The following is a 24,722-nucleotide window of genomic DNA, read 5'->3' as shown; positions in this document are numbered from 1 at the left end:
TTATAAGATAGCTTTTGTTCGGAATAACCGAACTTTTTTTTGTTTTGTGAGAGAAGGTTAATATGATTACGAACGCATTGACTATAATAACTGGTAAACTAGATAGTGGAGATAGTTAGTCATTTTCCATTAAGACAATTGCGGATATTGTCTAAATTCACTTTAAAAGGACAGAAATTATGCTTGAACGATATTCACGACCAGAATTACGCAATATATGGTCATTGCAAAATCAATACCAAACATGGCTTGATGTAGAAATTGCAGTTGATGCGGGTTGGGTTGCAGAAGGACATATACCAGCTGATGATCTGGCTAAAATACGCGCTAATGCGACTTTTGATGTTGACCGTATTGCCGAAATTGAATTGTCTACGCGCCATGATGTAGTGGCATTTACGCGTAATGTGTCTGAATCATTAGGTGATGAACGGAAGTGGATTCATTACGGTTTGACTTCAACAGACGTTGTTGATACTGCGCAAGCCTTACGCTTGCGTCAAGCAAATGACATCATTAAACAAGATCTATACGAATGGCGCGAAGCCATTAAAGTCCTAGCATTAAAATACAAAGATACAGTCATGATGGGGCGTACTCATGGGGTCCATGCTGAACCCACAACATTTGGTTTGAAAATGGCTCGTTTTTATGCTTCAGCAACACGGGCAATAGAGCGTTTTGAGCGTGTGGCAAAAGAAGTTGAAACTGGTAAATTATCTGGCGCCGTTGGTACTTTTGCTAATGTGCCGCCGCGAGTTGAAGAAGTGGCGATGGCTGAATTAGGTTTAACCCCACAACCAATCGGTTCACAAGTCCTGCCAAGAGACTTGCATGCCGATTATATCCAGACAATCGCTTTGATTGGCACACAAATGGAAGAGCTTGCCACTGAAATCCGGTCATTACAACGTTCAGAAATTCATGAAGTCGAAGAAGGTTTTGCTAAGGGGCAAAAAGGGTCCTCGGCTATGCCACATAAACGTAATCCAATCGGGGATGAAAATATTACCGGATTAGCTCGCGTATTGCGTGGTTACGCAGTAACGGCGCTGGAAAATGTGACATTGTGGCATGAGCGTGATATTTCACATTCATCTGCGGAACGTATTATTTTGGCTGATGCAACGGCTCTGATTGATTACATGCTGCACCGCCACACTGGTATCTTAACCAATCTTGGCGTTTTCCCAGATACAATGCGTCAAAATATGGACCGGACGTATGGCTTGATTTATTCGCAAAGGTTACTATTGAGTTTAATTGATGCGGGATTGTCACGCGAGCAAGCTTATGATACTGTACAGCCACTAACAGCACGTTCATGGGATGAACAACTCATGTTCCGTGATTTGGTTGACGCTGATCCGACCATTCAAGCTAATTTAACGCCTGCACAAATTGATGATGCGTTCGATTATCACTACCATTTGCGTCATGTGGACGAGATTTTTAAGAGAGTAGGCTTAGTATGAACAACTTGATTAGTCATCCAGCGATAAAAAAAGTGCTTTTAACTGAAACGGACATACAGGCACAAGTTCAGCGCGTTGCCAATGAATTAACAGAAAAGTTTCAAGATAATGAACAACGCCCGGTATTTATAGCTGCTTTGAAAGGTGGGGTCATTTTCGCCACAGACCTATTGCGAAAAATGCCTCTTGATGTGGACTTTGACTTCATTGACGTTAAAAGTTACAGTGGATCTGCTTCTACTGGTCAGGTTAAAGTCGTTCATGATGTGAATATGGATTTAGCTGGACGCGATGTGGTTGTCATAGACGACATTATTGATTCCGGGCGTACCATGCAATGGCTAAGTGATTATTTTGCCCTCAAAGGGGCTAAAACTGTTACCACTGTTGCCTTGGCTGATAAACGTGAAGCGCGTGTAGTTGATTTTGATGTCGATTATTATGGTCTGATAGTGCCCAATGAATTTGTGGTTGGTTACGGTATGGATTATAATAATTATTTCAGAAATTTGCCAGTCATTGCCGTTATTGATTTTGACAAGTTGAATTTGATTGGTTGATAAAGAATTATAAAGTAAGTATTGTTATTATTTTATCATTTCTGTATAATATAAATAAGATTTCGATGAAAGAAAGAGTACACTACTTTTTAATGTAGTAGAAAGCGCTGGTTGATGGGAAAGCGTCATTAAAGGTATTGGAAAGTAATTCTGGAGAGAATCAATGTTTTGGATAACGAGACATTGATCGGTCACGACCGTTATATCGTATGGCTATCGGCATTGCGCCCGTAGTTAAGATAGAGATAGCTAGTTTAGTTTTGCTAGTTAAACGACGGTGGTACCGCGAGAATTCGCCCGTTAATTGTTTTGATAACAATTAGCGGTTTTTTTATTGGAAAAAATAGTAAGGATGACAATATGGAAAATTCAGTTGGTGGCTTGTATCGAGTCAAGCACAATAGCACATAATCACAAATAGCATTTAAACGTAATGGAGAGAACCGTATGACAACAAAATTAGATATTAAAAAGACTTTATTATTAGCATCATTGATTTTCGGCATGTTTTTTGGCGCAGGGAACTTAATTTTTCCCGTTCATTTAGGGCAGCTAGCTGGTCTAAATTGGGGACCCGCCACTATTGGTTTCTTACTTAGCGCAACTGTTATTCCGCTAATGGCACTCATCTCGCTATCGCAAACGCGTGCCACAGGTATTTATGACTTGGCTAAGCCTTTGGGACGTGGCTTTGCGATATTTTTCCTGATTGCTGTCCATGTTTCGTTGGGGCCAATGATCGCCACACCTCGTACAGCAACGGTTGCGTATTCATTAAGTTTCGCTAACTGGATTCCAAGTAGTTGGCAGTCAATTGCGCAATTGATATTCTCGGCAATTTTCTTTGGTATTGTTTATTTCTTGGGATCGCGTGAACAAAATTTGACGAAGTATATTGGTCAATATTTAAATCCCATTTTCGTTATTTTGTTGGTTTTGATTTTTTTGTTAGCGATTTTCAATCCCATGGGCACTCTAAAGCATACGGCTGAAGCTGCTTATCAAACACAGGCATTCTCGTCGGCATTTATTGAAGGCTATAATACGCTTGATGCCATTGCAGCCTTAGCATTTGGTATTACGATTGTTCGTGCTATTGAAGCCATGGGCTTTAGTGGTCGTCGACAGATCGCGCAAATCACTGCAAAAACGGGCTTCATTGCAATTGCTGGTATTGCGATTGTGTATATTGGTTTAATCTTGCTAGGCGCTACGTCGTTGTCGCATTTTAAATTATCGGAAAATGGCACAACTGCTTTGATGCAAATTACCAATCATTATCTTGGTTCCTTTGGGGGCGCGTTCTTGGCTGTGATGGGCACAATAGCTGTTTTGACGACAGCGATTGGATTAACAGCAAGTTTTGCGCAAGATTTTCACCGTATTTTTCCAAAGATTAGCTATAAAAAATGGTTGATCTTGACGATTGGGCTTTCGTTCATGGCTGCCAATTTTGGGTTAGATAATATTATTGCTTGGGCTGTGCCAATCCTCATGTTTTTATATCCAATCGCAATTACGCTGATTTTGTTGGGATTATTATCACCATTGTTTAATAATGCAAGTGTCGTTTATTTATCAACCATGATTTTTGCAATGATACCAGCAATCATGGATGGTATTGCCAATTCACCATTTTCAGGATTGTTCAAAGGGGTGGTTGGATATCATGACGACATGGGCACCCTGCATTTTGGCATTTATCAAAATTTGTTGCCATTTGCAGACATGGGTTTTGGGTGGATTACGCCAACGATACTTGGATTTTTAATTGGAATTATCCTGTATAGAATTAAGTTAAATCGCATATTGAAAACGGTCAGTGATACAATGCAGTAAAAAAAGCGATCTTAAGATCGCTTTTTTTGTTGGCTGATAAAATTTTGTAAACTATTTGAGTAGAGCGGTTGATTTTGTTGCAATTCAGCAATATTTTTTGCGCCCAATAAAGTGAATAAGCGTGGTAATGCTTGTTGCCAGTCTAATATTTGTTTGGTCAAATCTAATTCGCCATGATCCATCAGAGTTTGTAACATGAAACCGGCACTTGAGGCCAAATTGGCGCCAAGCATTAGACTAGTTACAATATGATTGGCGTTTTGAATGCCACCTGTTGCTATCAGCGGTAGTGCATTTTGTGCGAGTTGTGCTGAAATGAGACTTTCAACCGTAGAAAGTCCGTAATTGTCTATATTAAACGAATCATCGTTACGATTACGCCGACGTTCAATCACCGCAAAGTTTGTACCATTAGCGCCCCCAACATTGATTGCGGCGGGGTGGAGTTGTGCTATTGTTTGATAAGTCGCAACGCTCATCCCAAAGCCAACTTCTTTAATAATGACTGGAACAGGCGATTTAGCAATCACTTCGGCTAAGTTATCAAGCCATTTAAATTGGCGATCTCCTTCAGCCATAACAAGTTCTTGTGCAACGTTAACGTGCATTTCAATAGCATTAGCATCAATCATGTCAATCGCATCTCTGACATTTGCAATAGGGTGATCAGCACCTAAATTTGCAAAAATAAATCCCTCTGGATTGCGTTGGCGAACAATTTTAAATGTTGTTGCTTGTGATGGCTCTTTAAGTGCAATTGATTGGGAGCCAACTGCCATTGCCAAGCCAGTATTAGCGCTAACAGTAGCCAACTGTCCATTAACACGACCAGTCAGAGCAGAACCACCAGTCATAGCTTCAATATAAAATGGCCAATTAAATTGATGTTGAAAGAGATTAGTAGTCACATCAACATCTTCAATGCTCATTTCAGGAAAAGTGTTTGGTAACCAACGAATATCATCAAAGGAAGCACCAATTTGTTTTTTTGGCGTCGTATCACGCCATAAACTGACACCAAGGGATAAATGTTCATCTTTTCTATGTGCTTGTGGTGATTCAGTCATATTAACCTCTATTCTGTGGTGCAATGTTCATCATGTGGACGTCGATACCCGCAGCTAACCATTGATCATTAATAGTTGACGGTGAGTTAATGACTGCAAAACCATTGTCACCAAAGCCAGCGCCACTAATTTTACCAGCCGTTTGATTTAGTGTGCTGAGTAAATAACTTAATTTAGGTGTGATGTAGCTGTTAGGTAATGTACTGGTGAGCAAATCTTGGTTGTCATGTAACCCTTTGGCAAATTCATGATAATTTTGCTGTATTAAATTAACAATGACTTGTTGCACAATTGTTTGACTTGTTTTTAAAAAATGTGAATCAAGGGTATTATTAGCGACTGCTTTAGCCGTATCTGCGCTTTCATGTGTTGCACCTAAAACCAGTTGCCAATCAGTTGGCCAAGGTAGTGGGGTGATGCTTAATAATGGCCATGATTTGTCGACAAAAGTGGGGTTCAGCCATTGGTGATTATTGACGTTCAATGACGATAAATCTGGACTTGTGTAAGCAATAGCGCCACCAAAAGTAATCGCAGCAACATCACCTAGTGAGCCATTTTGTTGAACATGCAGATGTGCGAGTGCTGCTAATTTAAATTGTGTGAGTAGATCTAATTTTAAATGGAAATGTTGGGTGATAGCTTTGACAACTGCAACAGTGACTGCTGCAGATGAACCGAGTCCTAGTTTTTCGGTTGCACTATTGAGGTCGCTCGAAATCGTTATATGGACGTTATTAAAGTCTGCAAGCAAATCATTGAGATAAACATAATCGTGCATAATCTGAATGGCAGCGCGGACAAAACGCCATTCATCATGATAATCATGAGATAAACGATCAATATCAAAAACAAGCGGCGTTGTTATAACATTTGACGTTATGATCGATCTGTCGCTTGCCGTCTCGATTGTAATTGTCAGTCCAGTCTCGACAGCAACAATTAGTGCTAAATTACCAGGCTGTGTAATTGCATATTCGCCAGCTAAAAATAATTTTCCAGGAACAAATATTTTAGTCATAAGTAATACCAGGTCCACTAACTGCAACGTCTAGTTTGAGTTGGGGTAAATAATCGTGAAGCGCTGCCACAATTTCAGGTGCTTGGGCTTTCGTCGTGACGATTTTGACGTTTGGACCGGCGTCTAGTGTTGCATAGGCCAGTATACCCTGACGTCGCATGTCTTTGATTAAGGACAAAATCAATTGTGTTTCATCTGTAAAATAGGTGAATGGCTGGCGGGTGGCGGTCAAATTGAGCGCGTGCATAGCCAACGCATTGTTTTCAGCAATGGCGCCTATTTTTTCGATATCCGCATTTGCCACAGCAGCAGTCATATCATCAAATTGATTTGCAGACTGCTTGACCCAATCATCATAATTGGGTGAAGTCATTGCGCGCATCATGCCTTCAGACGAACCAACTTTTTTACTCTGACCAGATACTTCTGCAACAATGAGGGCAATCGGCATATCAGGTGCGTGCAAACTTTCAGCAAAAGACGAGTCATCGTCTACGCCTTCATGCCAAACAGCAAAGTGACCAAAAAAAGAACGGCTAGCGGATCCAGACCCACGTCTTGCTAATCGTGAAAGTGTTTCTTTAGGTAAATCAAGTCCTAAATAGGCAACAACCTCACCAGTCAAAGCCGCAAATGCTGAAGCAGAAGATGCCAGACCGGCACTTGTCGGCACATGATTATCAGATGAAACATGTAAAGGTGGAAAATCACCTAATTGAGTGCGTAATATTTTTAAAAACGTGTGCACGCGCGTAGCGTCACAAACTTGTTCGTTTAATACAAATGTATCTGTGCTAGTTTCACTGGGTGAAACACTAGTCGTCGTGTAAAAACGATCGAGTGTTAATGAGAGAGAACTGGTAGTGGGTAAATTAAGAAATGCATTTTTTTTCCCCCAGTATTTAATGAGGGCAATATTGGTGTGTGCAGTAGCTGTCATAAAGGTTGAATCCATGTATTTTGAGCGCCAGCTTTTGTTAGCGCATTAGCAATAGTAATCGCGTCATTATTATTTTTGGCTAAGGCAAACATTGCACCACCGATACCGGCACCTGTCAATTTAGCGCCAAGTGCGCCAGCGTGCGTTGCAGCGTTTACCAGCTTATCTAATTTGGGGTGAGAAATTCCCAATGATTGCAGTTCATGATGTGCGGCAGTGAACATCATACCGAGATGTTCAGGATTATTTTCAGAAATATCAAGCCGAATTTTTTCGGCAATTTGTCCAAGATGTGTGATTGATGCCCAAGCACGATCGTGATCTGTCAATAAAAATTCTTTGACAATACTGATAGCATGGACTGTTTGTCCGTGAATACCAGTATCAGCTAACACCAGTGTACCTGTTAAATTCATACCAAAAGTAGACATACCTTTATTTTTAATAAACCAAACGGGATTATCGGCATTAACTGTCGTCGTATCTAATCCAGACGGTGAGCCGTGTGAAATCACTTCTTCGATATTGGTAAAGTAGGCTAATTCTTCCTCGCTCAAATCCGTATCAAAATAATCAAAAAAAGCTTTTGTAATCGCTGTTGCCAAAGCAGCCGAAGCACCAAATCCGCGTTCCTGAGGGACGTTTGAATCGATAGCTAGGTGAAAGGGCGTCGTGCTCATATCGAATTTGTCTAAAAGACGTAATAGCAGTTGCCGTGCCCCCTCGACATTGGCTCCTAACTCACTTAAATCGCCGTGAAATTCAGCCCCATCAATCGTTTGACCGCGAAATGCAGGACGTAGAGTGGCTGTAACAGTCATATTTGGCAAAGGGATTGCAATCGCAGGTTCACCATAAACAACGGCATGTTCGCCAATCAAAATCGCTTTTGCGTGGGACTTGCCAACGCCATTCATTTGACTTAACATAATTTCCTCCAGATGTTCTTTACTATTGTACCGCACGAGGCCATTTAGTGTAAAATATAAAGAGAATGACGTTGTTTAGTGCGTGTAATGCATGCAGTAAACAGCGCCATACAAAATATAAAGTGCTTATGAGCACACCGAAGAAAGGTATTTTTATGAACGCCAACAATACATTTGTGGTTTTAGATCTTGAAACCACAGGACAAAGTGTGGCAAAGGGCGGGCGCATTATTCAAATTGGTATGACATTTATTCGGCAACGAAAAATTGTTGACCATTTTGAGTCTTTTGTAAATCCAGGTCAGTTGATTGATCGGCAAATTCAACAATTGACACACATTAGCCAAAAAGATGTACAACATGCGCCATATTTTGATGAAATTGCGCCAATGTTGCAGAGCTTACTGTCAGATGCCGTGATTATTGCGCACAATATTAATTTTGATTATCCCTACTTGAATGATGAATTTGAAAGAACTGGATTTCCCGTTTTACAGATTCCAGCAATTGACACTGTACAGTTGGCGCAAATTTTGTTGCCAACTGCACCGGGATATCGACTGTTAGATTTGACAACGTATTTGGATATCAATTTAGTAAATGCCCATCGCGCCAACGCTGATGCGCATGCGACTGCTTTACTTTTCTTAGAAATGTGGCGTCGTGCTGAACAATTGCCATCTGTGGTATTACAGCAATTACAAACTGGTGATTGGCCACTTTTAAGGCAAACCCAGCAGTTTTTAAAGTTAGTTCGTCCTAAAAGTACCCAGCCATTTGATGTTCAAGACAAGGTGGCGTTGCAAATTAATCAACAGGTTTCCTCTGCAAACCTTAAAGATATCCAACCGATTGACTATCCAGTGAGTGTGACCGAAAAGCGTGCCTTATTTGGTGAATGGTTAACTCAAAATGAAGCGCAAGAATTTCTAATGGATCGAACCCACCGTTTTTTAACAAAACGCTCTGATGGTCTATTGACGGTTTTGACAGCGCCACGGATGGGCAAAACAATTGCTTATTTAATTCCGGTCATTTTAAGCCAACAAAACACTGTGTTACTCACAAATGATGATAGTTTACAAATGCAACAATTAGCCTTGTTAGAAAAGTTATCATCTCTATTTGATGTGCCATTTAGTAGTGCAATATTGTATGATCCTTCTGCTTATATTGATTTGTCACGTTTCATTAAAACGTTAGCCGTTCACGATTCATCACAAGTACAATTTGCTAAAGCACGGTTGTTAGTCTGGTTGACTCAAACGAAAACTGGATTATTGCAAGAAATTAGTATTGGCTTGCACAATTTAGATATCATTCAAAAAATTCGTGGCGATGAGCAATCAGAATTTTTCAAAAGAGCACGTCAAAATGCGGATAATGCTAATGTGTTGATTATGAATTTTCAAACTTTTTTCACGCAGGATCAATCATTACGTCAAAAAAGGCAAATTCAAAAATGGCCATTAGTTGTCATGGAAACCCCAGCGCAATTTGTTGACGATTTGCGGCAGTATTTTCATGTGTCATTTAATGTGACAGCACTAAAAAATGATTTAAAGGGTATTGCGCATCAAGAAGTTACCGGATTGACGCATAAACAGCGATTATTTATTAGGCAAAGTACGAGTGAAGCACTCAAAATTTTGAAACAGTTGACACAATCAGACAGTACTAGGACCAATTTGAAACGTACTGAACGTTTAGCCTTGGTGATTTCTCATATTAATCAATTGCTTTCGCTTACAGAAGCGCATTTACCGAAAGAATTTCAGTTGCTTGAAAATCAGCTCAATAAAATTATCAGGCTTCAAACGCAAGACGATGTGGTGAGTGGAAACGAGCAGATTTCTGAAAATGGTCAGTCACAGGTCATTTTGAGTTTCGATGTGTTAGAACGCGCTATTTACCACAAAAAAATTGTTGCACATATTCGAAAATTATTAGTAGTTAGTGAATTTTTGCCGACTGGTGTGACGGATTTTTTGCGTGATGTCCCAGATACTTGGACCATTGAGCGAGATTTTGTTCATGATGATCGCAAGCCGGTCCAATTGGTACAATTACAAAAAAAGTCGCCCATTCTGCATTTGCAGGCTATGACCCAAGAGGATGTTGGTGAAATTATGGTCATCGTGCCTAATGAGGAGCGTGTGAATCACTGGTATCAAAAGATAAAATATGCGGTGACAACGAATTATAATATTGTGGCGGAAGGCGTTACTGGTTCTTTAGAAAAAATCCAACGTCAAAGTCAAACAAATCGTCAAAACATTGTGATTGTAACGCCAAAAATTTTTGGGACGATGTGGCAACGTGATCAAGAGTTACCAGCGATTGTGATCGTGCCTGAGCGTGACGTATGGCAGCCAGTTGCAAGACTTGCATCCGTATTAAACCAAATGCAACGGCACCAATCGGCTATGCTAGTAACACAATTAAATGCTATGCAACGTAATCGATTCAAACAACAGCTCGCAATAGTGCCATTTAATGTTGAGCATGATTTAGTGGCACAATACCATGAACTTTTTAATCAGCGTTAATTTTCGCAGTCAGGGGAGACGTTTATTTGGTACAATATAAGTGTATGTGCATAAAGGAGTAACATCATGATGCAATTTAAGGACGACATTCGAATCCGCCAGCGTCGCCGCCGAACTCGCATTCATTGGGCACGAGTTTGGTTTCTAATTATTGGTGCTGCTATTGTGCTGGGGACTTTGACACTAGGCTATTTTTATTTGTCGCTATCACCCATGCGGGAAGCGGAAACAAGAATTGAAAAAATTGTTCGTCAGAAATCAGACATTGTTACCGTAACGCAAGTGTCAGTTGATTATCGAGACCGTACGACCTATGCAGCTTCTGGTGAAACTGCCAATGGGACAAAAAAAGTTGCCATTGTGCAAGATAACAAAGTGAAAACATACAGTCGTTCTGAAGGTATGTCAAATGCCCAATTACGATCACTTTTACTTAAAACTTATCACCCTAAAAAATTATACAGCGCTAATATTAGCCGCTACAAAAACGTTTTAGTTTGGGAAATTAGTTATAAAGCACAAAATAATAAACTCAATTACCTAACCCTAGATTTTAAAACAGGTAAGGTATATCGCGCCATATCGGGCATGTAATTAAGGATGATTAAATGAATTTATCAGATAGAGTAACAGCTATTACCGCCTCTCCAACATTGTCAATGAATGCTTTGGCAAAAGAAATGCAGTCACAAGGTATTGATGTCATTAATCTAGGTGTTGGTGAACCAGACTTTCAAACACCTGAAAATATTGCTGAAGCAGCAATAGCCGCCATAAAAGCTGAAAAAACAAGTTTTTACACGCCATCAAGTGGTTTACTTGCACTAAAGCAAGCTGTTGTGGATCGCATATATGCGCGTTATCAGGCGCGGATTGGGACTGATAATGTGACGATTACCACTGGTGCAAAGTTATCACTGTACGTGTTGATGCAAACTTTGCTTAATCCTGGGGATGTTGTGGTAACAGCAGCACCAGAATGGGTGAGTTATGTTGAACAAGTCAAATTAGCTGGTGGCAAATTATTAGAAGTACATTCTAAAAATGATGCATTAAAGTTAACGGTACCAGATTTGATGAATGTTTCTGAACCAATCAAGGCAGTCATTATCAACTCACCAACTAATCCAACTGGACAAGTTTATTCTCGCGAAGAAATTCAACATATTCTTGATTGGGGTTCAAAAAATGATGTATTTATTATTCTAGATGAGATATATGGCCAATTAGTATATAACGGTGTGACATTTACCTCTGGGCTTCAATTAGCAGATATTAACAAAACCAATATGATTATTGTTGATGGTGTTTCAAAAGCATATGCAATGACGGGGTGGCGAATTGGTTGGACAATTGCGCAGCCTAAAATTATTCAAGCGATGAATAAATTGCTTGGACATTTGACATCAAATCCCACGGCGGCTGCACAATATGCCGCTATTGAAGCACTCAATGGTGATCAAGCAACGGTTGAAACGATGCGACAGGCATTTGAAGAACGATTAAACAAGACCTTTGATGCACTAAATTGTGTACCGGGTTTGCATGTTGACGTGAAGCCTCAGGGCGCGTTTTATTTGTTTCCCAAAGTTGACGCAGAAGCCCTATTGGCTGTTGGTGTTGCTAATACGACCGAATTATCTACCAAAATTTTGCAGGAAGCACACGTTGCGGTACCCGCTGGAGAAGGATTTGGTATGCCTGGATATTTCCGTTTGAGCTATGCTAAAGACCAAGCCACCTTGGATGAAGCAATAAATAGATTAAGCGATTTCTTTAAAAAATATATGAAAGCATAAGAGACAGATGACTGAAAAAATTCCAACAATTCAAATTATTGATGCCAAAAACTATGTTGGCAAGACCGTTAAAATCGGGGCTTGGTTGCGCCAAAAAAGAGGTAGCGGCAAAATTGCATTTTTGCAACTGCGTGATGGAACCGCTTTTTTCCAAGGTGTTGTTGCAAAAGCAGATGTATCAGAAGCTGTTTTTGAAAAAGCAAAGAGTTTAAAGCAAGAAACAAGCCTGTACGTGATTGGAGAAATTCATGAAGATTCACGGTCGTCATTTGGCTATGAAATGGCTGTTTCTGATCTTGAAGTGATCGGTGAAAGTCATGATTATCCGATTACGCCAAAAGAGCATGGTACGGATTTTCTGTTTGATGAACGGCACCTGTACTTGCGTCATTTAAAGCCATTCGCAACGTTAAAAATACGCAACACATTGATTGCGGCTTCTTATGAATTCATGAATCAAGAAGGGTTTACAAAATTAGATGCGCCATTTTTGACAGGTTCTGCTGCCGAAGGGACAACTGAATTATTTGAGACAGATTACTTTGGTGAATCAGCCTTTTTGGCACAAACTGGTCAATTGTATGCGGAAGCTGGCGCAATGGCATTTGGTAAGGTCTTTACTTTTGGTCCAGCTTTTCGTGCAGAAAAGTCAAAAACACGTCGCCATTTGACTGAGTTTTGGATGATTGAGCCAGAAATGGCGTTTATGCACCAAGAAGAAAGTTTGGTATTCCAAGAACGGTATATTGCTTTCTTGATTTCAAAAGTACTTGAGAGAAATGAGCAAGAATTGGATATTCTTGAACGTGATAAGGACGTTTTGCGTTCCTACACGCAACTACCTTATCCTCGTGTAAGTTACGATGACGCAATTAAGCTTTTGCAAGATAATGGCTTTGATGTTGAGTGGGGTGTTGATTTTGGTTCACCTGAGGAAACATTTTTGGCTAATCACTTCGCCAAACCGGTGTTCATCATTAATTATCCAAAAGCAATTAAAGCATTCTATATGAAAAAGCACCCAACGCGTGATGATGTGGTGATTTCTGCTGATTTGTTAGCGCCTGAAGGATATGGTGAAATTATTGGTGGCTCTGAACGTGAAGATGACTACGACACATTAAAAGCTCGCATTGAAGAACAAGGGCTAGATATGTCTGAATATGAATGGTATTTGGATTTGCGTCGCTACGGTTCGGTCCCACATTCTGGTTTTGGACTTGGGCTGGAACGTATGGTCACATTTGTTACTGGTGAGGAACATATTCGTGAAGCAATTCCTTTCCCACGTATGACAAATCGTCTGAGACCATAAAAGATGATTTCGATAGTGTATAATTATGGTACACTATTGTTGAAAAAGAAACGTCCAAGAATATCTTGGACGTTTTTAAAACAGAGGGAATATGACGTTAGAGCAAAGACTACAACAGTATATTCAAGCTGGTAACAGCAGCATTAGCAATGAATTATTGCTACATTATCAAGACATTGGTTTGGATAATGACGATCTCGTACTATATCTTCAAGTTCAGAGAATTCAAGATCGTGGTGATCAAGCGACACCGGTTGCTGTGGCGCAGATTATGCATACCACTGAAAAAGTGGTAATCCAACGTTTGCAAAGTTTGATTAAGCGCGAATTGATGCAAGTAAAAGGTGGCGCTATTAAAACTGAAGTCTACGATTTTACGCCGCTATTTGATAAGTTATTGGGCGGCACAATTGTTGAACACAGTGAATTGCTATCAGATGGTAAAAGCACCCGCCGACAAATCATGCAGACACTGGAGTCGGAGTTTGGTAGGCCACTATCACCAATGGAAATGCAGACGATTAGTCATTGGTTTGACCAAGATCATTTCGAGCCAGTGATGATGATGCTTGCTATTCAAGAAGCCGTCGCAAACAATGCGCGGAGTTTGCGCTATATTGAGACCATATTGACTAATTGGCAACGTGACAATATCACGACACCTCAAGCAGCTGAAGTCGCAAAACAAAGGCGTCGTGGTGTCACATACACTAATTTTATTGATTAATTATTTAAAGATGATTTGATACTGGTCATCCAAGTGAAAACCAAATATCGGTTGTTTATTTGGTGCTAATAAAGTAGTACGAAATGACGAATTTTTTAAACGTGAAAATAGTTGTCCCAAAGTCATGGACTTATTACCCAAAACAAATAACACCTCATGATGCGTATCATCGGCGTAAGCTAATGTTGTGATGGGGAAACGATTAGCATCGTTTTCCCATAATAAACGCGTTTTTGGTGACATATAGCGTGTTAAATCTTCTAAGTCTGATAATTTCATAAATTCATTATAAAGGAAAATCATGGAAAAAACATATCATTTAATGGCGACTGCAGCCGCTGGTCTAGAATCACTGGTTGGTAAAGAATTAGAACGTTTGGGGTATGATCACCAAGTGGAGAATTATCGTGTCAGGTTTGATGGCACGCAGCGTGATATTTTAAATACCAATATCTGGTTGCGTACTGCAGATCGGATTAAAATTATCGTGGGTGAATTTGATGCCACGACATTTGACGATTTATTTGAAAATGTTAAAGCATTGCCTTGGGAAGACTATCTCAATTATGATTCTGAGTTTCCTGTGGCCGGCCGTTCAAAAAAATCAGAGTTATTTAGTGTACCAGATGTGCAGGCTATCACTAAAAAGGCGATTGTGAATCGTTTGCAGGATGCTTACCACATCAGAACACGTTTACCTGAAAATGGCTATTTTGCACAATTAGAAGTGATGATTGACAAAGATCATGTGATTGTGACGTTGGATACGACTGGTGAATCATTATTCAAGCGAGGATATCGTGTGAATAAGGGTGGCGCCCCACTAAAAGAAAACTTTGCTGCTGCATTAGTTTTGTTGACTAATTGGCACCCAGATCGACCATTTGTTGATCCAACTACTGGGTCAGGTACAATTGCAATTGAAGCTGCATTGATTGGACGCAATATTGCTCCTGGCTTAATTCGTGATTTTGACGTCGAGCAAATGGATTGGTTTGATAAGTCTCTGTCAGATAGTGTACGTGATGATGCCGAAGAACAGGCAGATTACGACAGAACGCTAGATATTGAAGGTTTTGACATTGATGAAAACATGGTGGCAATTGCCACTGAAAACGCGAAGCATGCTGGACTTGGACATGACATTACCTTCAAACAATTAGCCGCTAAGGATTGGACAACTGACAAAATTAATGGCGTTTTAGTTGCCAATCCGCCTTATGGCGAACGTTTGGGAGAATTAGATGCTGCTCGAGAACTGTATCAACAAATGGGTGACGTTTATCGCCAATTACCAAGTTGGAGCAAGTATATTTTGACAAGTGATCTTGAATTTGAACAAAGTTACGGCGAGAAGGCAACCAAGCGTCGCAAGTTATATAATGGTGCTTTACGCGTTGACTATTTCCAATACTGGGGTAAACGTGTGAAATAAAAAACAATGATTGTGCACAATGTATAATCGTTGTTTTTATTTTTGTTCATAGTTGTCATGACGTGCTATCATCTCATTGTTAAAATAAATTAATAATGAAATGAGGATAATGTTAATGATTGAAAAAAATATTGAAGCTAACAACCTATTTGCCAGCGTGCTTTCAGATGTCAAGCCAAGTCCGATTCATGCGTTTGATGAAAAAGTGAGCGATTTACCAAATATTCTGAAGCTGACGATTGGTGAACCAGATTTTTCAGTGCCAGAGCACATCAAGCAAGCCGCGGTGGCAGCTATTTTGGCAGATGACTCTCATTATTCTGTTTCTGCTGGGACAAAACAGCTGCGTCAGGCGGCTAGTCATTTTTTAGCTGATCGATACGATCTTCATTATGACGCTGACACCGAAATTTTAACAACAATTGGAGCTACTGAAGGACTGTATGCCATTTTGTCTGCTATTTTAGATGAAAATGATGAAGTTATTATTCCGACGCCAGCTTATCCCGTCTATGCTGCTATGACAAGGCTCAACAAAGGTAATCCGCTTCTGGTTGATATATCGCAGGATAATTTTATATTAACGCCTGATCATCTACGCGCTATTTTGGCGAATCATACGCATGTCAAGGCGCTTATTTTGACTAATCCTTCAAATCCCACAGGCGTGACTTATTCTGCAGAAGCCTTGTCGGATCTTGCTGATGTTTTGCGTGGTACAGACGTATTGGTCATCTCAGATGAAATTTATAGTGAACTGCGCTATGATGATCAGCATGTTTCAATGGCAACATTTTTACCTGACCAAACGTTAGTGATTAATGGCGTGTCAAAATCTCACGCAATGACGGGCTATCGGATTGGCATTATTGCTGGGCCGGCTGCACTAATCACTCCAGTCAACATGGTCCATAGTTTTATTATCATGACACCATCCAATCCAGCTATGGCAGCAGCAACGGAGGCATTTGATAGTAGTTTGAGTGCAAGTGATACCGAAAAAATGAAAAATGCTTACCGTGAACGGCGTGATTTGTTGGTCTCTAAAATGACGGCGCTTGGTTTTGAAATGGCGACACCAAGCGGTGCTTTCTACATTTTTGCTAAAATTCCTGAAAATTTGAATCAAGACGATGTTGCTTTTGCTTATGATTTAGTCGATCAAGAAAAATTAGCAGTAGTACCCGGATCAGGTTTTGGTCCTGGTGGTGAAGGCTATATTCGCTTGAGTTATGCAGCTTCAATGGCAATGCTCACAGATGCCATGGCGCGGCTATCGTCATATTGTGAAAATAATAGTGCCACCAGAATAGGTTAGTTTTATCTGTGGAAGTTATGATAAAATGGAATAATTATAACTAAAAGGATATGACTATGACAACAGTTTACATGCGTCCGGCCATCAAAACGGATTTAAAAGAGATTACAACTATTATTGACGGCGCACGTCATTTTCTCAAAGCACAAGGTCTGCCACAATGGCAATCTGGCTATCCCAATGAAGAAACCGTTGCAACAGATATCGCATTAAATCGTGGCTATGTTTTGGTTGTGGGTAGTGAAGTAGCTGGGTACACAGCATTAATTGCAGGGGCAGATCCAGTATATGAAGCAATCACAGAAGGTCAGTGGCTATCTGATACTGATGAGTATATCAGCGTTCATCGCTTTGCTATCTCAGATGGTTTTCGTGGGCAAAAGTTGGCGCAACGTTTTATGACAGCTATTTTGACGTTATGCTATCACAAAAATCAATTCGATGTGAGAATTGATACGCATCCAGAAAATCATCCGATGCAGTCAGTTATTACTGGCAATGGTTTTGAAAAACGAGGCGTTGTCTATATTAATGAGGGAAAAGAAATTAACGGCGAACGATGGGCTTATCAACTCATTTTGGCATGATGATTAACTATAAAAGTGCTACACGTTTTGATACGTGTAGCACTTTTAAAATTAAAAAAACTTTTGTTTTGCTATTTACTTACTTAAAATAAGCGGATATAATAAGAGCATACTAATTTGATAAGGGGTCAACACATGACATCATTTACGGAATTACAACAGCAACGCCGAACAATTTACGCGCTGGGTCAAAATGTTCAGCAAACACCAGAAGCATTATTTGAACTGGTAAAATCAGCAGTTCGTTATGCACCGACTGCCTTCAATAACCAAACAGTACGTAGTATTGTGTTGACGGGTGATGCTCACGAAAAGCTCTGGGATATTGTTGCTAAGCGTTTAAAACAAGAAGTACCCGATGAAACGGCCTATCAAGCAACTTTAGCCAAAATTAATGCAAGCTTTAAGGCTGGATTCGGAACCGTATTATTTTTCACAGATACTGCAATCGTTAAGTCTTTTGAAGAAAATGTACCATTATACGCAGAAAACTTTCAGGATTGGTCTGAACAAGGGCATGGTATTGCGGAATACGCTACTTGGTTAGCATTAACAGAAGCTGGTTTAGGTGCTTCTTTACAGCATTATAATCCGTTGATTGACGAAGAAGTTGCCGAAGCTTTTGACGTTCCAAGTACATGGCGTTTACGTGCGCAATTAGTGTTTGGATCTATTGAAGCACCGGCCGCTAACAAAGATTTCGTTGGTGACGATGAACGATTTAAATATTATAGTAAGTAAAAAACGAACTGCTTAGCGGTTCGTTTTTTTTAACGCCTGCATTGCGAGCTGGTGTGCACCATGATTTTGTTTTTCGGGTATCCAACTAATTAAGACCAAAGGGAATTCAGATAATAGGCTTATAATTCGATCGACATAAGATTGGTAGTGTTTGGCATATTTTTTTTGAATAGCGTCAGCGACAATTTTTGAATCGGTATAAATCTGTAAATTATCAATCATTGGTAACTGTTTGATGCCCCAGATAAGCCCCATGAACTCGGCTTCATGATTATCAGCGCTTTGGGGTAAGTCGCTTTTGAGTTGTTGCTGGTGCTTGTTGACGATTAAAACCGCTCCAACTGCTGATTGCCCAGTGTGGACGTTTCGCGCTGCGTCAACATAAAGTGTCATCATGTCTAAAATCCCCTGAAATGGTTTATAGCAACCATTATAACAGAAATCAGTATTCTAAAATATCACAACCCTGATACTGGAAAGCTAACTTTTATTTGTCATCATTTTTTTAATATCAAAAATCTGGTAAAATAGGTTACGAATACGTTTATAGAAAAGAGTTTCACATGGTACCAAAACGCGGTTATTTTCAGCCAATTGATTCTGTTGGCCTCATGAGTTGGTTATGGTGGGGTGTATTTTTGATGTTGAGTTTCATTATTTGGAATGAAATTGGCTTCAAACTGGATGTTCTACCCATTGTTAGCATTTTAGTTGTCCTCGTAGTGGGACTGTTAATGATTATTCGAAGGCGCGTTTATTTGGCCGGCTCGCAAATTTTCTTGGGGCGTATCTTAATGGCTGAATACGAAAAAGTTAAGTTAGAAGACATTGATAATTGGCAAATAAAGGGACGTATTTTGTCTTTTGAACGTGCAGACCGTAAAAGAAAATACCTATTAAGTCGCAATGTCGCGGAGCAAATTAAAGGATATAAAGATACGAATGGCAGATAACATAACGATTAACATTGTTGATCAGGTTGGGCGCATTGATGCCGTTTTGGCAAAAGAAACGTTACCGTATTCTAGAACAACATTGTCAGATTGGCTTTTAGAAGGCAATGTTTTAGTCAACGGCACACAGGTGAAGAGATCTTACAAAGTATCTTCAGGTGATGTTGTCACAATTACGCCGCCAGAAATTAAAGACACTGAAATTTTGGCTGAAAATATACCGCTTGATATTGTATATGAAGATGATGATTTGTTAGTCGTTAATAAACCACAAGGTATGGTTGTGCATCCGGCTGCTGGTCATACGACAGGTACACTGGTGAACGCATTAATGTATCATTCACCACTGTCTACCATTAATGGTGAATTTCGACCAGGAATTGTACATCGTATTGACCGTGACACTAGTGGATTATTGATGGTTGCAAAAAATGATAGCGCCCATCAAGCATTGTCTGCACAATTAAAGGCGCATAAAAATCAACGTATCTATATTGCCTTAGTTCGCGGCGAATTTCAGGAAGATACTGGCACCATTTCGGCACCGCTAGCACGTCATAAAGTTGATCGTAAAAAGCAGGCTGTTACTGAAGGCGGCAGGGAAGCAATTACACATTTCCAAGTCTTAAAACGGTTTGTCGGCTATACACTGCTAAAAGTTCGTTTAGAAACCGGACGTACACATCAAATTCGTGTTCACATGACTTATATTGGGCACCCTATTGTCGGTGATCCGGTCTATGGGAACGCACAAAAGTTACCAAATGTTTCACTGAATGGTCAGTTATTACATGCAAAGACCTTGTCATTAACGCAGCCAACGACAGCTGAACAGTTAACGTTTGATAGTGTACTCCCAGATTATTTTGATCAAGCGTTAGCAACATTAACACCTATTATTCGAAAGGATGAAAACAATGGCAAATAAAGAAGTTTTAGATAATGCCTCTTTGCAAAGAGCGCTAACTCGTATTACGTATGAAATTATTGAGCGTAACAAAGGTGGGGAAGACCTCGTTTTAGTTGGCATTAAAACGCGTGGTGAGTTTTTGGCTCATCGTATCGCTGATCGACTAGAACAACTCGAAGGTGTGCGTATTCCAGTGATGGCGATTGATATTACTAATTTTCGTGATGATATTCCAGATCATCATGATGACTTGGGACTAAATCAAGCTGAACGATTAAACATTTCTGAAAAAAATATTGTGTTGATTGATGATGTACTGTTTACTGGTCGAACAATTCGTGCAGCATTGGACGCTTTAATTCATATTGGTCGTCCGAAAACAATTGCTTTAGCTGTTTTAGTGGATCGTGGTCACCGAGAATTGCCAATTCGAGCCGATTTTGTTGGGAAAAATATTCCAACAGCTCAGAACGAAAAAATCAAGGTATTTGTACAGGAAATTGATGGCAAGGACGCCGTGGAAATTGTTCACTAAATCAAAATTTGTTGGTTATCTTGATGTGTAGCCATGATAACTTTGGAGTGTGGTATTTATGAAAAGACATTTAATCTTAGAAGACGGGACTGTTTTTGAAGGTCTTGGTTTTGGTGCGCCTGCTACTACGTTTGGTGAAATCATCTTTCATACTGCCATGACCGGTTATCAAGAAATTATTACAGATCCAATATATGATGGGCAAATGATTGTATTTGCTATGCCTGTTATTGGTGCGGCAGGGATTCATGCTGAGGCTTATGAGTCTGTCAAACCAGCCATCAGGGGAATGATTGTCCACGATTTGGCAGAAGTTTCTGTTAATCGACAACGGCGTATGAATTTAGACCGTTTTTTGAAGCAACATAACGTGCCCGGATTGTATCAAGTAGATACACGAAAATTGATTCGTCATTTGCGAGAAACTGGCCCACAAAAGGCTACAATCGTTGATTTTGCGGACGATCATGCTGTTGATCAATTAGTTGCCACGGTCTTGACGAACAAGCAGGTGCAAAATACGGCAACACTAAAGCCTTATGCTAATCCAGGGCGTGGACGGCATATTGTTGTCATCGATTTTGGATTAAAACATGGTATATTGCGAATGTTAGGCGATTATGATGCCAATGTTTCCGTATTACCTTACACAACAAGTGTAGATGAGGTACTCACGCTGGATCCTGACGGGATCATTCTGTCGACAGGACCTGGTGACCCACGTTCATTACCAGATAGTGTATTAACATTAATTCGTGTTTTGCAAACGAAGGCGCCATTACTAGGTATTGGATTAGGGCATGAGTTATTTGCACTAGCCAATGATGCTACTTTAGCACCGCTATCGTCGGAACATCATGGTATGAATCATCCAATACAAGAAATTATTTCGAGACAGATTTTCTTTGCGATGCAAGGGCAAGGTTATGCTGTTGACAATGACTCAATTGATCGCAAAAAGTTATTTGTCACTTATCGGGATTTGGTAGATGGTGCTGTGCAAGGCTTGCGGCACCGTGAATATCCGGCTTTTAGTGTACAGTTTTTCCCTGATGCTGCGCCAGGACCATTAGAAGCTACAGCAGTTTTTGCAGATTTTTTTGAAACGGTAGAGGACTATGTCGAACATCACAGCTAACAATGTATTATTTATCGGCGCAGGTGCTAACGATTTTGGTCGTGAAGCAGAATACGATGCAGCCATTTATCAAGTGATGCCTGAACTTCGTGGTCATGGTGTTAATGTCTACTTGATTGACGAGAATCCTTACTCATTATCGTTGGAAAGTTTAGCAGCAACGGCTATTTGGCAACCACTAACGGTTGAAAATATTAAGGCTGTTATTAAACAGTATCAAATCGATACTGTTTTGCCACTATTTGGTGGTGAACGTGCGTTACGTTTGTGGTCGCAAACGGTTCAGGCATGGTCACACGGCGATGGTCCGGTACCGCAAACGCTAGGATTAACTATTGACATGCTATTGCGTGTTAACAACGTGGCCGTTTTGACAAGTATGATGGCTGATGCTGGATTACCGGTTATTACGAACCATGTTGCTAAGGCACAAGAAGATGCTAATGAACTACTACGTGAAATTAAGTTACCTTTAATGGTGCGGGCTTTGCACCCAAATCAGGCAAATACGCGTCAAATTGTTGAACGATTAGACGAATTTGAAACAGCTGTGAATAGTGCTAAAAGTCAGTCGATGACACAAGAAATCGTGATTTCCAGAGCTATTAACGGTATGAAAGAAGTCAGTCTTGAAGTATTGCGAGATTTTCGAGGCAATAAAATGCAAATCGGTGCTAGCGAGGACATGGATCCCATAGGAATCCATACTGCTGACTCCTTGAGTGTATCGCCGACACTAACACTTTCAGATCAAATTTTAGAAAAAATGAGATTTTATGCCTTTCAGGTTGCTGATTTATTAGACTTAAGAGGTGTATTGCATGTCCAATTTGCAGTTGATGATTTGACGAATACTATCTATATTATCAAGATATCACCATATATTGATCAAATGGCCAGTCGTATGGCGCTGGTTACAGGTTACCCTGTCATGTTGGTTGCAATTAATTTGGCGATGGGTGTTGCCCTTGAAGAAATTGTTTTATCCCATGATTTTGGCAAAAAAATGGCAATGATGGAACCGATGATGGATCACGTCACTGTCAAATTACCAATTTTTCCCTTCGGTGAATTGGAGCAAGCAGGCGTTTCAGTTAATCGTCAACTCAATAGTATTCAGAAATCTGTTGGATCGACAATTGGCTTTGGGCGTACATTTATCGAAGCACTTGAAAAAGCAATTCGTTCAGCCCATTTTAATAATGCGAGTTTTTCACCAACCAATATGAGCCATAGTTCGGATGATGCGTTGATTCAACAATTAATTCATCCAGAAGACAATCGCGTGTTGCTTCTAGTTGAAGCGATTAAGCGTGGTTATGAAATTGATGAATTAGCTGAATTAACTAATATTGACGAATTCTTTTTCTACCAACTGGGTCATTTATTAAAGTTAGAATTAGAGGTGGAACAACAAGCTGACAGTGTTGAAGCGTTGCGCCGTGCAAAAAAGTATGGTTTGTCAGACGGCTTGTTAGCACGATTCTGGCAGACTAATTTCAAAAATATCGCAACATTGGCACACGAAAATCATATTGAACCAACTTTTAAAGCATTAGAACCATCTGCTGGTGAATTTCCAGAAAACGCTAGACAATATTATGCAACTTACGAAGAGGAAAATGAATCATTGCCGGTGAGTGACGATACTGTCTTAGTTATTGGTAGTGGTGCATTCCGAATGGGCGATGCAGCCGCTGGTGGTTATGCAACCACGATTGTTTTGTCGGAATTAAGACGTTTACAATATCACACCGTAATTATGAATAATAATGCAAGTGATGCTACCTTACTACAAAATTTGGCCGACAAGCAGTATCTGGAACCCTTAGAGATATCAGATGTCATGAAAGTAGTGGCGCTTGAAAAACCAATTGCTATCATTGTACCTGGTAATCGACGTAAACTGATTGATGCTTTAACTGATTTAAAGCAAAATGTCTTAATTTTGCCAAAAGAAAAACATGTGCCGAATGGTCCAGATGATACTGAAACAGAATTTGCTCTCAATGTCTTTTCTGATGGGCACAACATTTATCCAATCAATATTACACAACACATGACTGGTGAGCTTCGTATTGTACCAGAAATTGCACAACTGCCAATTCAGCTAGCACAAACACACTTAGAAAATCCTGGTGTTTATCAAGTGATTTGGTATCAAGATACGTCAGAATGGGTCAAGCATGTTGATGTGCCCGATATATCACATGATACGTGGTTGCGACCAATGCCATTTGGCCAAGTTGCGTTTATGAGTAAAGTGATGCAAGTGCAGTGGTTGCGTATGACAGTGAGAGCTTTGTTGTCAAGAATGACGTTACAGGACAATGAACTATTAGTAAATGTGAATAAATTAATTTTGCAGGCAGATGTTGCTATGATTGCTTCAGATATTAATTATGCTTTACACTTACAGCCGACACAAACAATTGATGGTACGCGATTTGAAATTGGGGTAGGCATTAAATACGATGAATAAATCAAAATATGAAACATATCTGTACACCGGTATTATAGTTGAACAAAATGCTTCTGGACGATACGTGCCAAAAAAGGACGCCAAGCCAAATATTTGGCGAACAGGTAAGCATACAAAAGGTAAGTACGTTAGCTTTGGACAAGTTTTTTTGACTGAAAATAACCAAACTATTGCTGTGATAGCAGTGGAAAACTTGCCTTTTAATCAACGCCATGCCTACACGCCAATGCAACGATGGACATCCGAAACTGTTGATAATGATTTGTTATTACCATATAAAACTTACTAACATTAAAGGTGAAGATTAATCTCGACGGAGATAGTCTTCACCTATTTTTGTTTTATTCTAAAATAGGTTGTGAAGCATAGGTCGTAAGGCTTTTTGGCACTAGATGTCGTAAA

Annotated in this window: 24 protein-coding genes and 1 other annotated feature; of the genes, 18 read left to right on the top strand and 6 right to left on the bottom strand. The window is 40.0% G+C overall.

The genetic code is table 11. From position 1 onward, the window contains the following. The first annotated feature begins 179 nt into the window (after window positions 1-179). The 3 genes from purB to brnQ all read left to right on the top strand — a co-directional run bounded on the left by purB (window position 180) and on the right by brnQ (window position 3,874). Window positions 180-1,475: an adenylosuccinate lyase gene (gene purB / locus FF105_RS09850; RefSeq protein ID WP_010296247.1), complete on the top strand. Its 1,296-nt coding sequence runs from the start codon at window positions 180-182 to the stop codon at window positions 1,473-1,475. Further along, window positions 1,472-2,035, top strand: a complete 564-nt coding sequence (gene hpt / locus FF105_RS09845; protein WP_010296244.1) for a hypoxanthine phosphoribosyltransferase — start codon at window positions 1,472-1,474, stop codon at window positions 2,033-2,035. The genes purB and hpt overlap by 4 nt, the downstream gene beginning before the upstream one ends. Window positions 2,036-2,091: 56 nt before the next feature. Then, window positions 2,092-2,339: a binding site (T-box leader), on the top strand. 143 nt (window positions 2,340-2,482) lie between these two features. Further along, entirely contained in the window at window positions 2,483-3,874 is a 1,392-nt protein-coding gene (brnQ, locus tag FF105_RS09840) for a branched-chain amino acid transport system II carrier protein (protein ID WP_010296241.1), read from the top strand. 11 nt (window positions 3,875-3,885) lie between these two features. On the opposite strand, the gene fni is transcribed toward brnQ, so the two are convergent. From fni to mvk, 4 genes are read right to left on the bottom strand one after another with little or no spacing between them, the layout of a single operon-like run. Beyond that, window positions 3,886-4,941 carry a type 2 isopentenyl-diphosphate Delta-isomerase gene (gene fni, locus FF105_RS09835; protein WP_147651832.1) on the bottom strand — a complete coding sequence of 352 codons (1,056 nt, stop codon included), beginning with the start codon at window positions 4,939-4,941 and terminating at the stop codon, window positions 3,886-3,888. A gap of 1 nt (window position 4,942) precedes the next feature. Next, window positions 4,943-5,962, bottom strand: coding sequence for a phosphomevalonate kinase (locus tag FF105_RS09830; RefSeq protein ID WP_010296231.1), 1,020 nt, complete (start codon window positions 5,960-5,962; stop codon window positions 4,943-4,945). Beyond that, a complete protein-coding gene (gene mvaD, locus FF105_RS09825) occupies window positions 5,955-6,917 on the bottom strand; it encodes a diphosphomevalonate decarboxylase (protein ID WP_010296227.1) in 963 nt (320 codons plus the stop codon). The genes FF105_RS09830 and mvaD overlap by 8 nt, the downstream gene beginning before the upstream one ends. Next, on the bottom strand, window positions 6,899-7,831 hold the full coding sequence (gene mvk, locus FF105_RS09820) for a mevalonate kinase (protein ID WP_010296222.1): 933 nt from the start codon (window positions 7,829-7,831) through the stop codon (window positions 6,899-6,901). The genes mvaD and mvk overlap by 19 nt, the downstream gene beginning before the upstream one ends. Before the next feature lie 155 nt (window positions 7,832-7,986). On the opposite strand from mvk, the gene FF105_RS09815 reads away from it, so the two are divergent. The 5 genes from FF105_RS09815 (at window position 7,987) to FF105_RS09795 (ending at window position 14,221) form a co-directional block, all read left to right on the top strand. Further along, on the top strand, window positions 7,987-10,380 hold the full coding sequence (locus tag FF105_RS09815; RefSeq protein WP_010296219.1) for an exonuclease domain-containing protein: 2,394 nt from the start codon (window positions 7,987-7,989) through the stop codon (window positions 10,378-10,380). Window positions 10,381-10,446: 66 nt separating this feature from the next. Next, window positions 10,447-10,974: a hypothetical protein gene (locus FF105_RS09810; protein WP_010296216.1), complete on the top strand. Its 528-nt coding sequence runs from the start codon at window positions 10,447-10,449 to the stop codon at window positions 10,972-10,974. A 14-nt stretch (window positions 10,975-10,988) separates the two neighbouring features. Then, window positions 10,989-12,179, top strand: coding sequence for a pyridoxal phosphate-dependent aminotransferase (locus tag FF105_RS09805; protein ID WP_010296213.1), 1,191 nt, complete (start codon window positions 10,989-10,991; stop codon window positions 12,177-12,179). Between the two features lie 7 nt (window positions 12,180-12,186). Continuing rightward, window positions 12,187-13,494, top strand: coding sequence for an asparagine--tRNA ligase (gene asnS / locus FF105_RS09800; RefSeq protein WP_010296211.1), 1,308 nt, complete (start codon window positions 12,187-12,189; stop codon window positions 13,492-13,494). Window positions 13,495-13,585: 91 nt separating this feature from the next. Continuing rightward, on the top strand, window positions 13,586-14,221 hold the full coding sequence (locus FF105_RS09795) for a DnaD domain protein (RefSeq protein WP_010296207.1): 636 nt from the start codon (window positions 13,586-13,588) through the stop codon (window positions 14,219-14,221). Here the strand turns inward: FF105_RS09795 and FF105_RS09790 are convergent, their stop codons facing one another. After that, window positions 14,222-14,500 (bottom strand): hypothetical protein, encoded by a 279-nt coding sequence (locus tag FF105_RS09790; RefSeq protein ID WP_228934170.1) that lies wholly within the window; start codon window positions 14,498-14,500, stop codon window positions 14,222-14,224. 22 nt (window positions 14,501-14,522) lie between these two features. Here FF105_RS09790 and FF105_RS09785 point away from each other — a divergent pair, with 22 nt between their 5' ends. The 4 genes from FF105_RS09785 (at window position 14,523) to FF105_RS09770 (ending at window position 18,302) form a co-directional block, all read left to right on the top strand. Next, window positions 14,523-15,656 carry a THUMP domain-containing class I SAM-dependent RNA methyltransferase gene (locus FF105_RS09785; RefSeq protein ID WP_010296201.1) on the top strand — a complete coding sequence of 378 codons (1,134 nt, stop codon included), beginning with the start codon at window positions 14,523-14,525 and terminating at the stop codon, window positions 15,654-15,656. Between the two features lie 115 nt (window positions 15,657-15,771). Further along, window positions 15,772-16,974, top strand: a complete 1,203-nt coding sequence (locus tag FF105_RS09780) for an aminotransferase class I/II-fold pyridoxal phosphate-dependent enzyme (protein WP_031941383.1) — start codon at window positions 15,772-15,774, stop codon at window positions 16,972-16,974. A gap of 56 nt (window positions 16,975-17,030) precedes the next feature. After that, window positions 17,031-17,561, top strand: a complete 531-nt coding sequence (locus FF105_RS09775) for a GNAT family N-acetyltransferase (protein WP_010296195.1) — start codon at window positions 17,031-17,033, stop codon at window positions 17,559-17,561. A 135-nt stretch (window positions 17,562-17,696) separates the two neighbouring features. After that, complete coding sequence (locus tag FF105_RS09770; RefSeq protein ID WP_010296190.1) at window positions 17,697-18,302, top strand: nitroreductase family protein; 606 nt, start codon at window positions 17,697-17,699, stop codon at window positions 18,300-18,302. A gap of 12 nt (window positions 18,303-18,314) precedes the next feature. Here the strand turns inward: FF105_RS09770 and FF105_RS09765 are convergent, their stop codons facing one another. Next, the gene (locus tag FF105_RS09765) at window positions 18,315-18,698 is read right to left on the bottom strand and encodes a ribonuclease HI family protein (protein WP_010296187.1); all 384 of its coding nucleotides are present in this window, start codon (window positions 18,696-18,698) and stop codon (window positions 18,315-18,317) included. 167 nt (window positions 18,699-18,865) lie between these two features. Between FF105_RS09765 and FF105_RS09760 the strand changes: the two genes are divergently transcribed. The 6 genes from FF105_RS09760 to FF105_RS09735 are packed head-to-tail and all read left to right on the top strand — an operon-like array spanning window position 18,866 to window position 24,609. Then, window positions 18,866-19,255 carry an EbsA family protein gene (locus FF105_RS09760; protein WP_010296184.1) on the top strand — a complete coding sequence of 130 codons (390 nt, stop codon included), beginning with the start codon at window positions 18,866-18,868 and terminating at the stop codon, window positions 19,253-19,255. Next, entirely contained in the window at window positions 19,245-20,183 is a 939-nt protein-coding gene (locus tag FF105_RS09755; RefSeq protein WP_010296181.1) for an RluA family pseudouridine synthase, read from the top strand. The genes FF105_RS09760 and FF105_RS09755 overlap by 11 nt, the downstream gene beginning before the upstream one ends. Then, entirely contained in the window at window positions 20,173-20,700 is a 528-nt protein-coding gene (gene pyrR / locus FF105_RS09750; RefSeq protein WP_004910867.1) for a bifunctional pyr operon transcriptional regulator/uracil phosphoribosyltransferase PyrR, read from the top strand. Before FF105_RS09755 ends, pyrR begins: the two co-directional genes overlap by 11 nt. A 58-nt stretch (window positions 20,701-20,758) precedes the next feature. Next, the gene (locus tag FF105_RS09745) at window positions 20,759-21,838 is read left to right on the top strand and encodes a carbamoyl phosphate synthase small subunit (protein WP_010296175.1); all 1,080 of its coding nucleotides are present in this window, start codon (window positions 20,759-20,761) and stop codon (window positions 21,836-21,838) included. Then, window positions 21,819-24,320 carry a carbamoyl phosphate synthase preATP-grasp domain-containing protein gene (locus FF105_RS09740; protein WP_010296172.1) on the top strand — a complete coding sequence of 834 codons (2,502 nt, stop codon included), beginning with the start codon at window positions 21,819-21,821 and terminating at the stop codon, window positions 24,318-24,320. The genes FF105_RS09745 and FF105_RS09740 overlap by 20 nt, the downstream gene beginning before the upstream one ends. After that, complete coding sequence (locus FF105_RS09735; RefSeq protein ID WP_290046747.1) at window positions 24,313-24,609, top strand: DUF7671 family protein; 297 nt, start codon at window positions 24,313-24,315, stop codon at window positions 24,607-24,609. Before FF105_RS09740 ends, FF105_RS09735 begins: the two co-directional genes overlap by 8 nt. The last annotated feature ends 113 nt before the right edge of the window (window positions 24,610-24,722 follow it).

This window comes from Leuconostoc sp. UCMA20149 (genome assembly GCF_030400235.1).
Lineage (GTDB): Bacteria > Bacillota > Bacilli > Lactobacillales > Lactobacillaceae > Leuconostoc > Leuconostoc pseudomesenteroides.
This window is presented reverse-complemented; position numbering and strand designations above follow the sequence as displayed.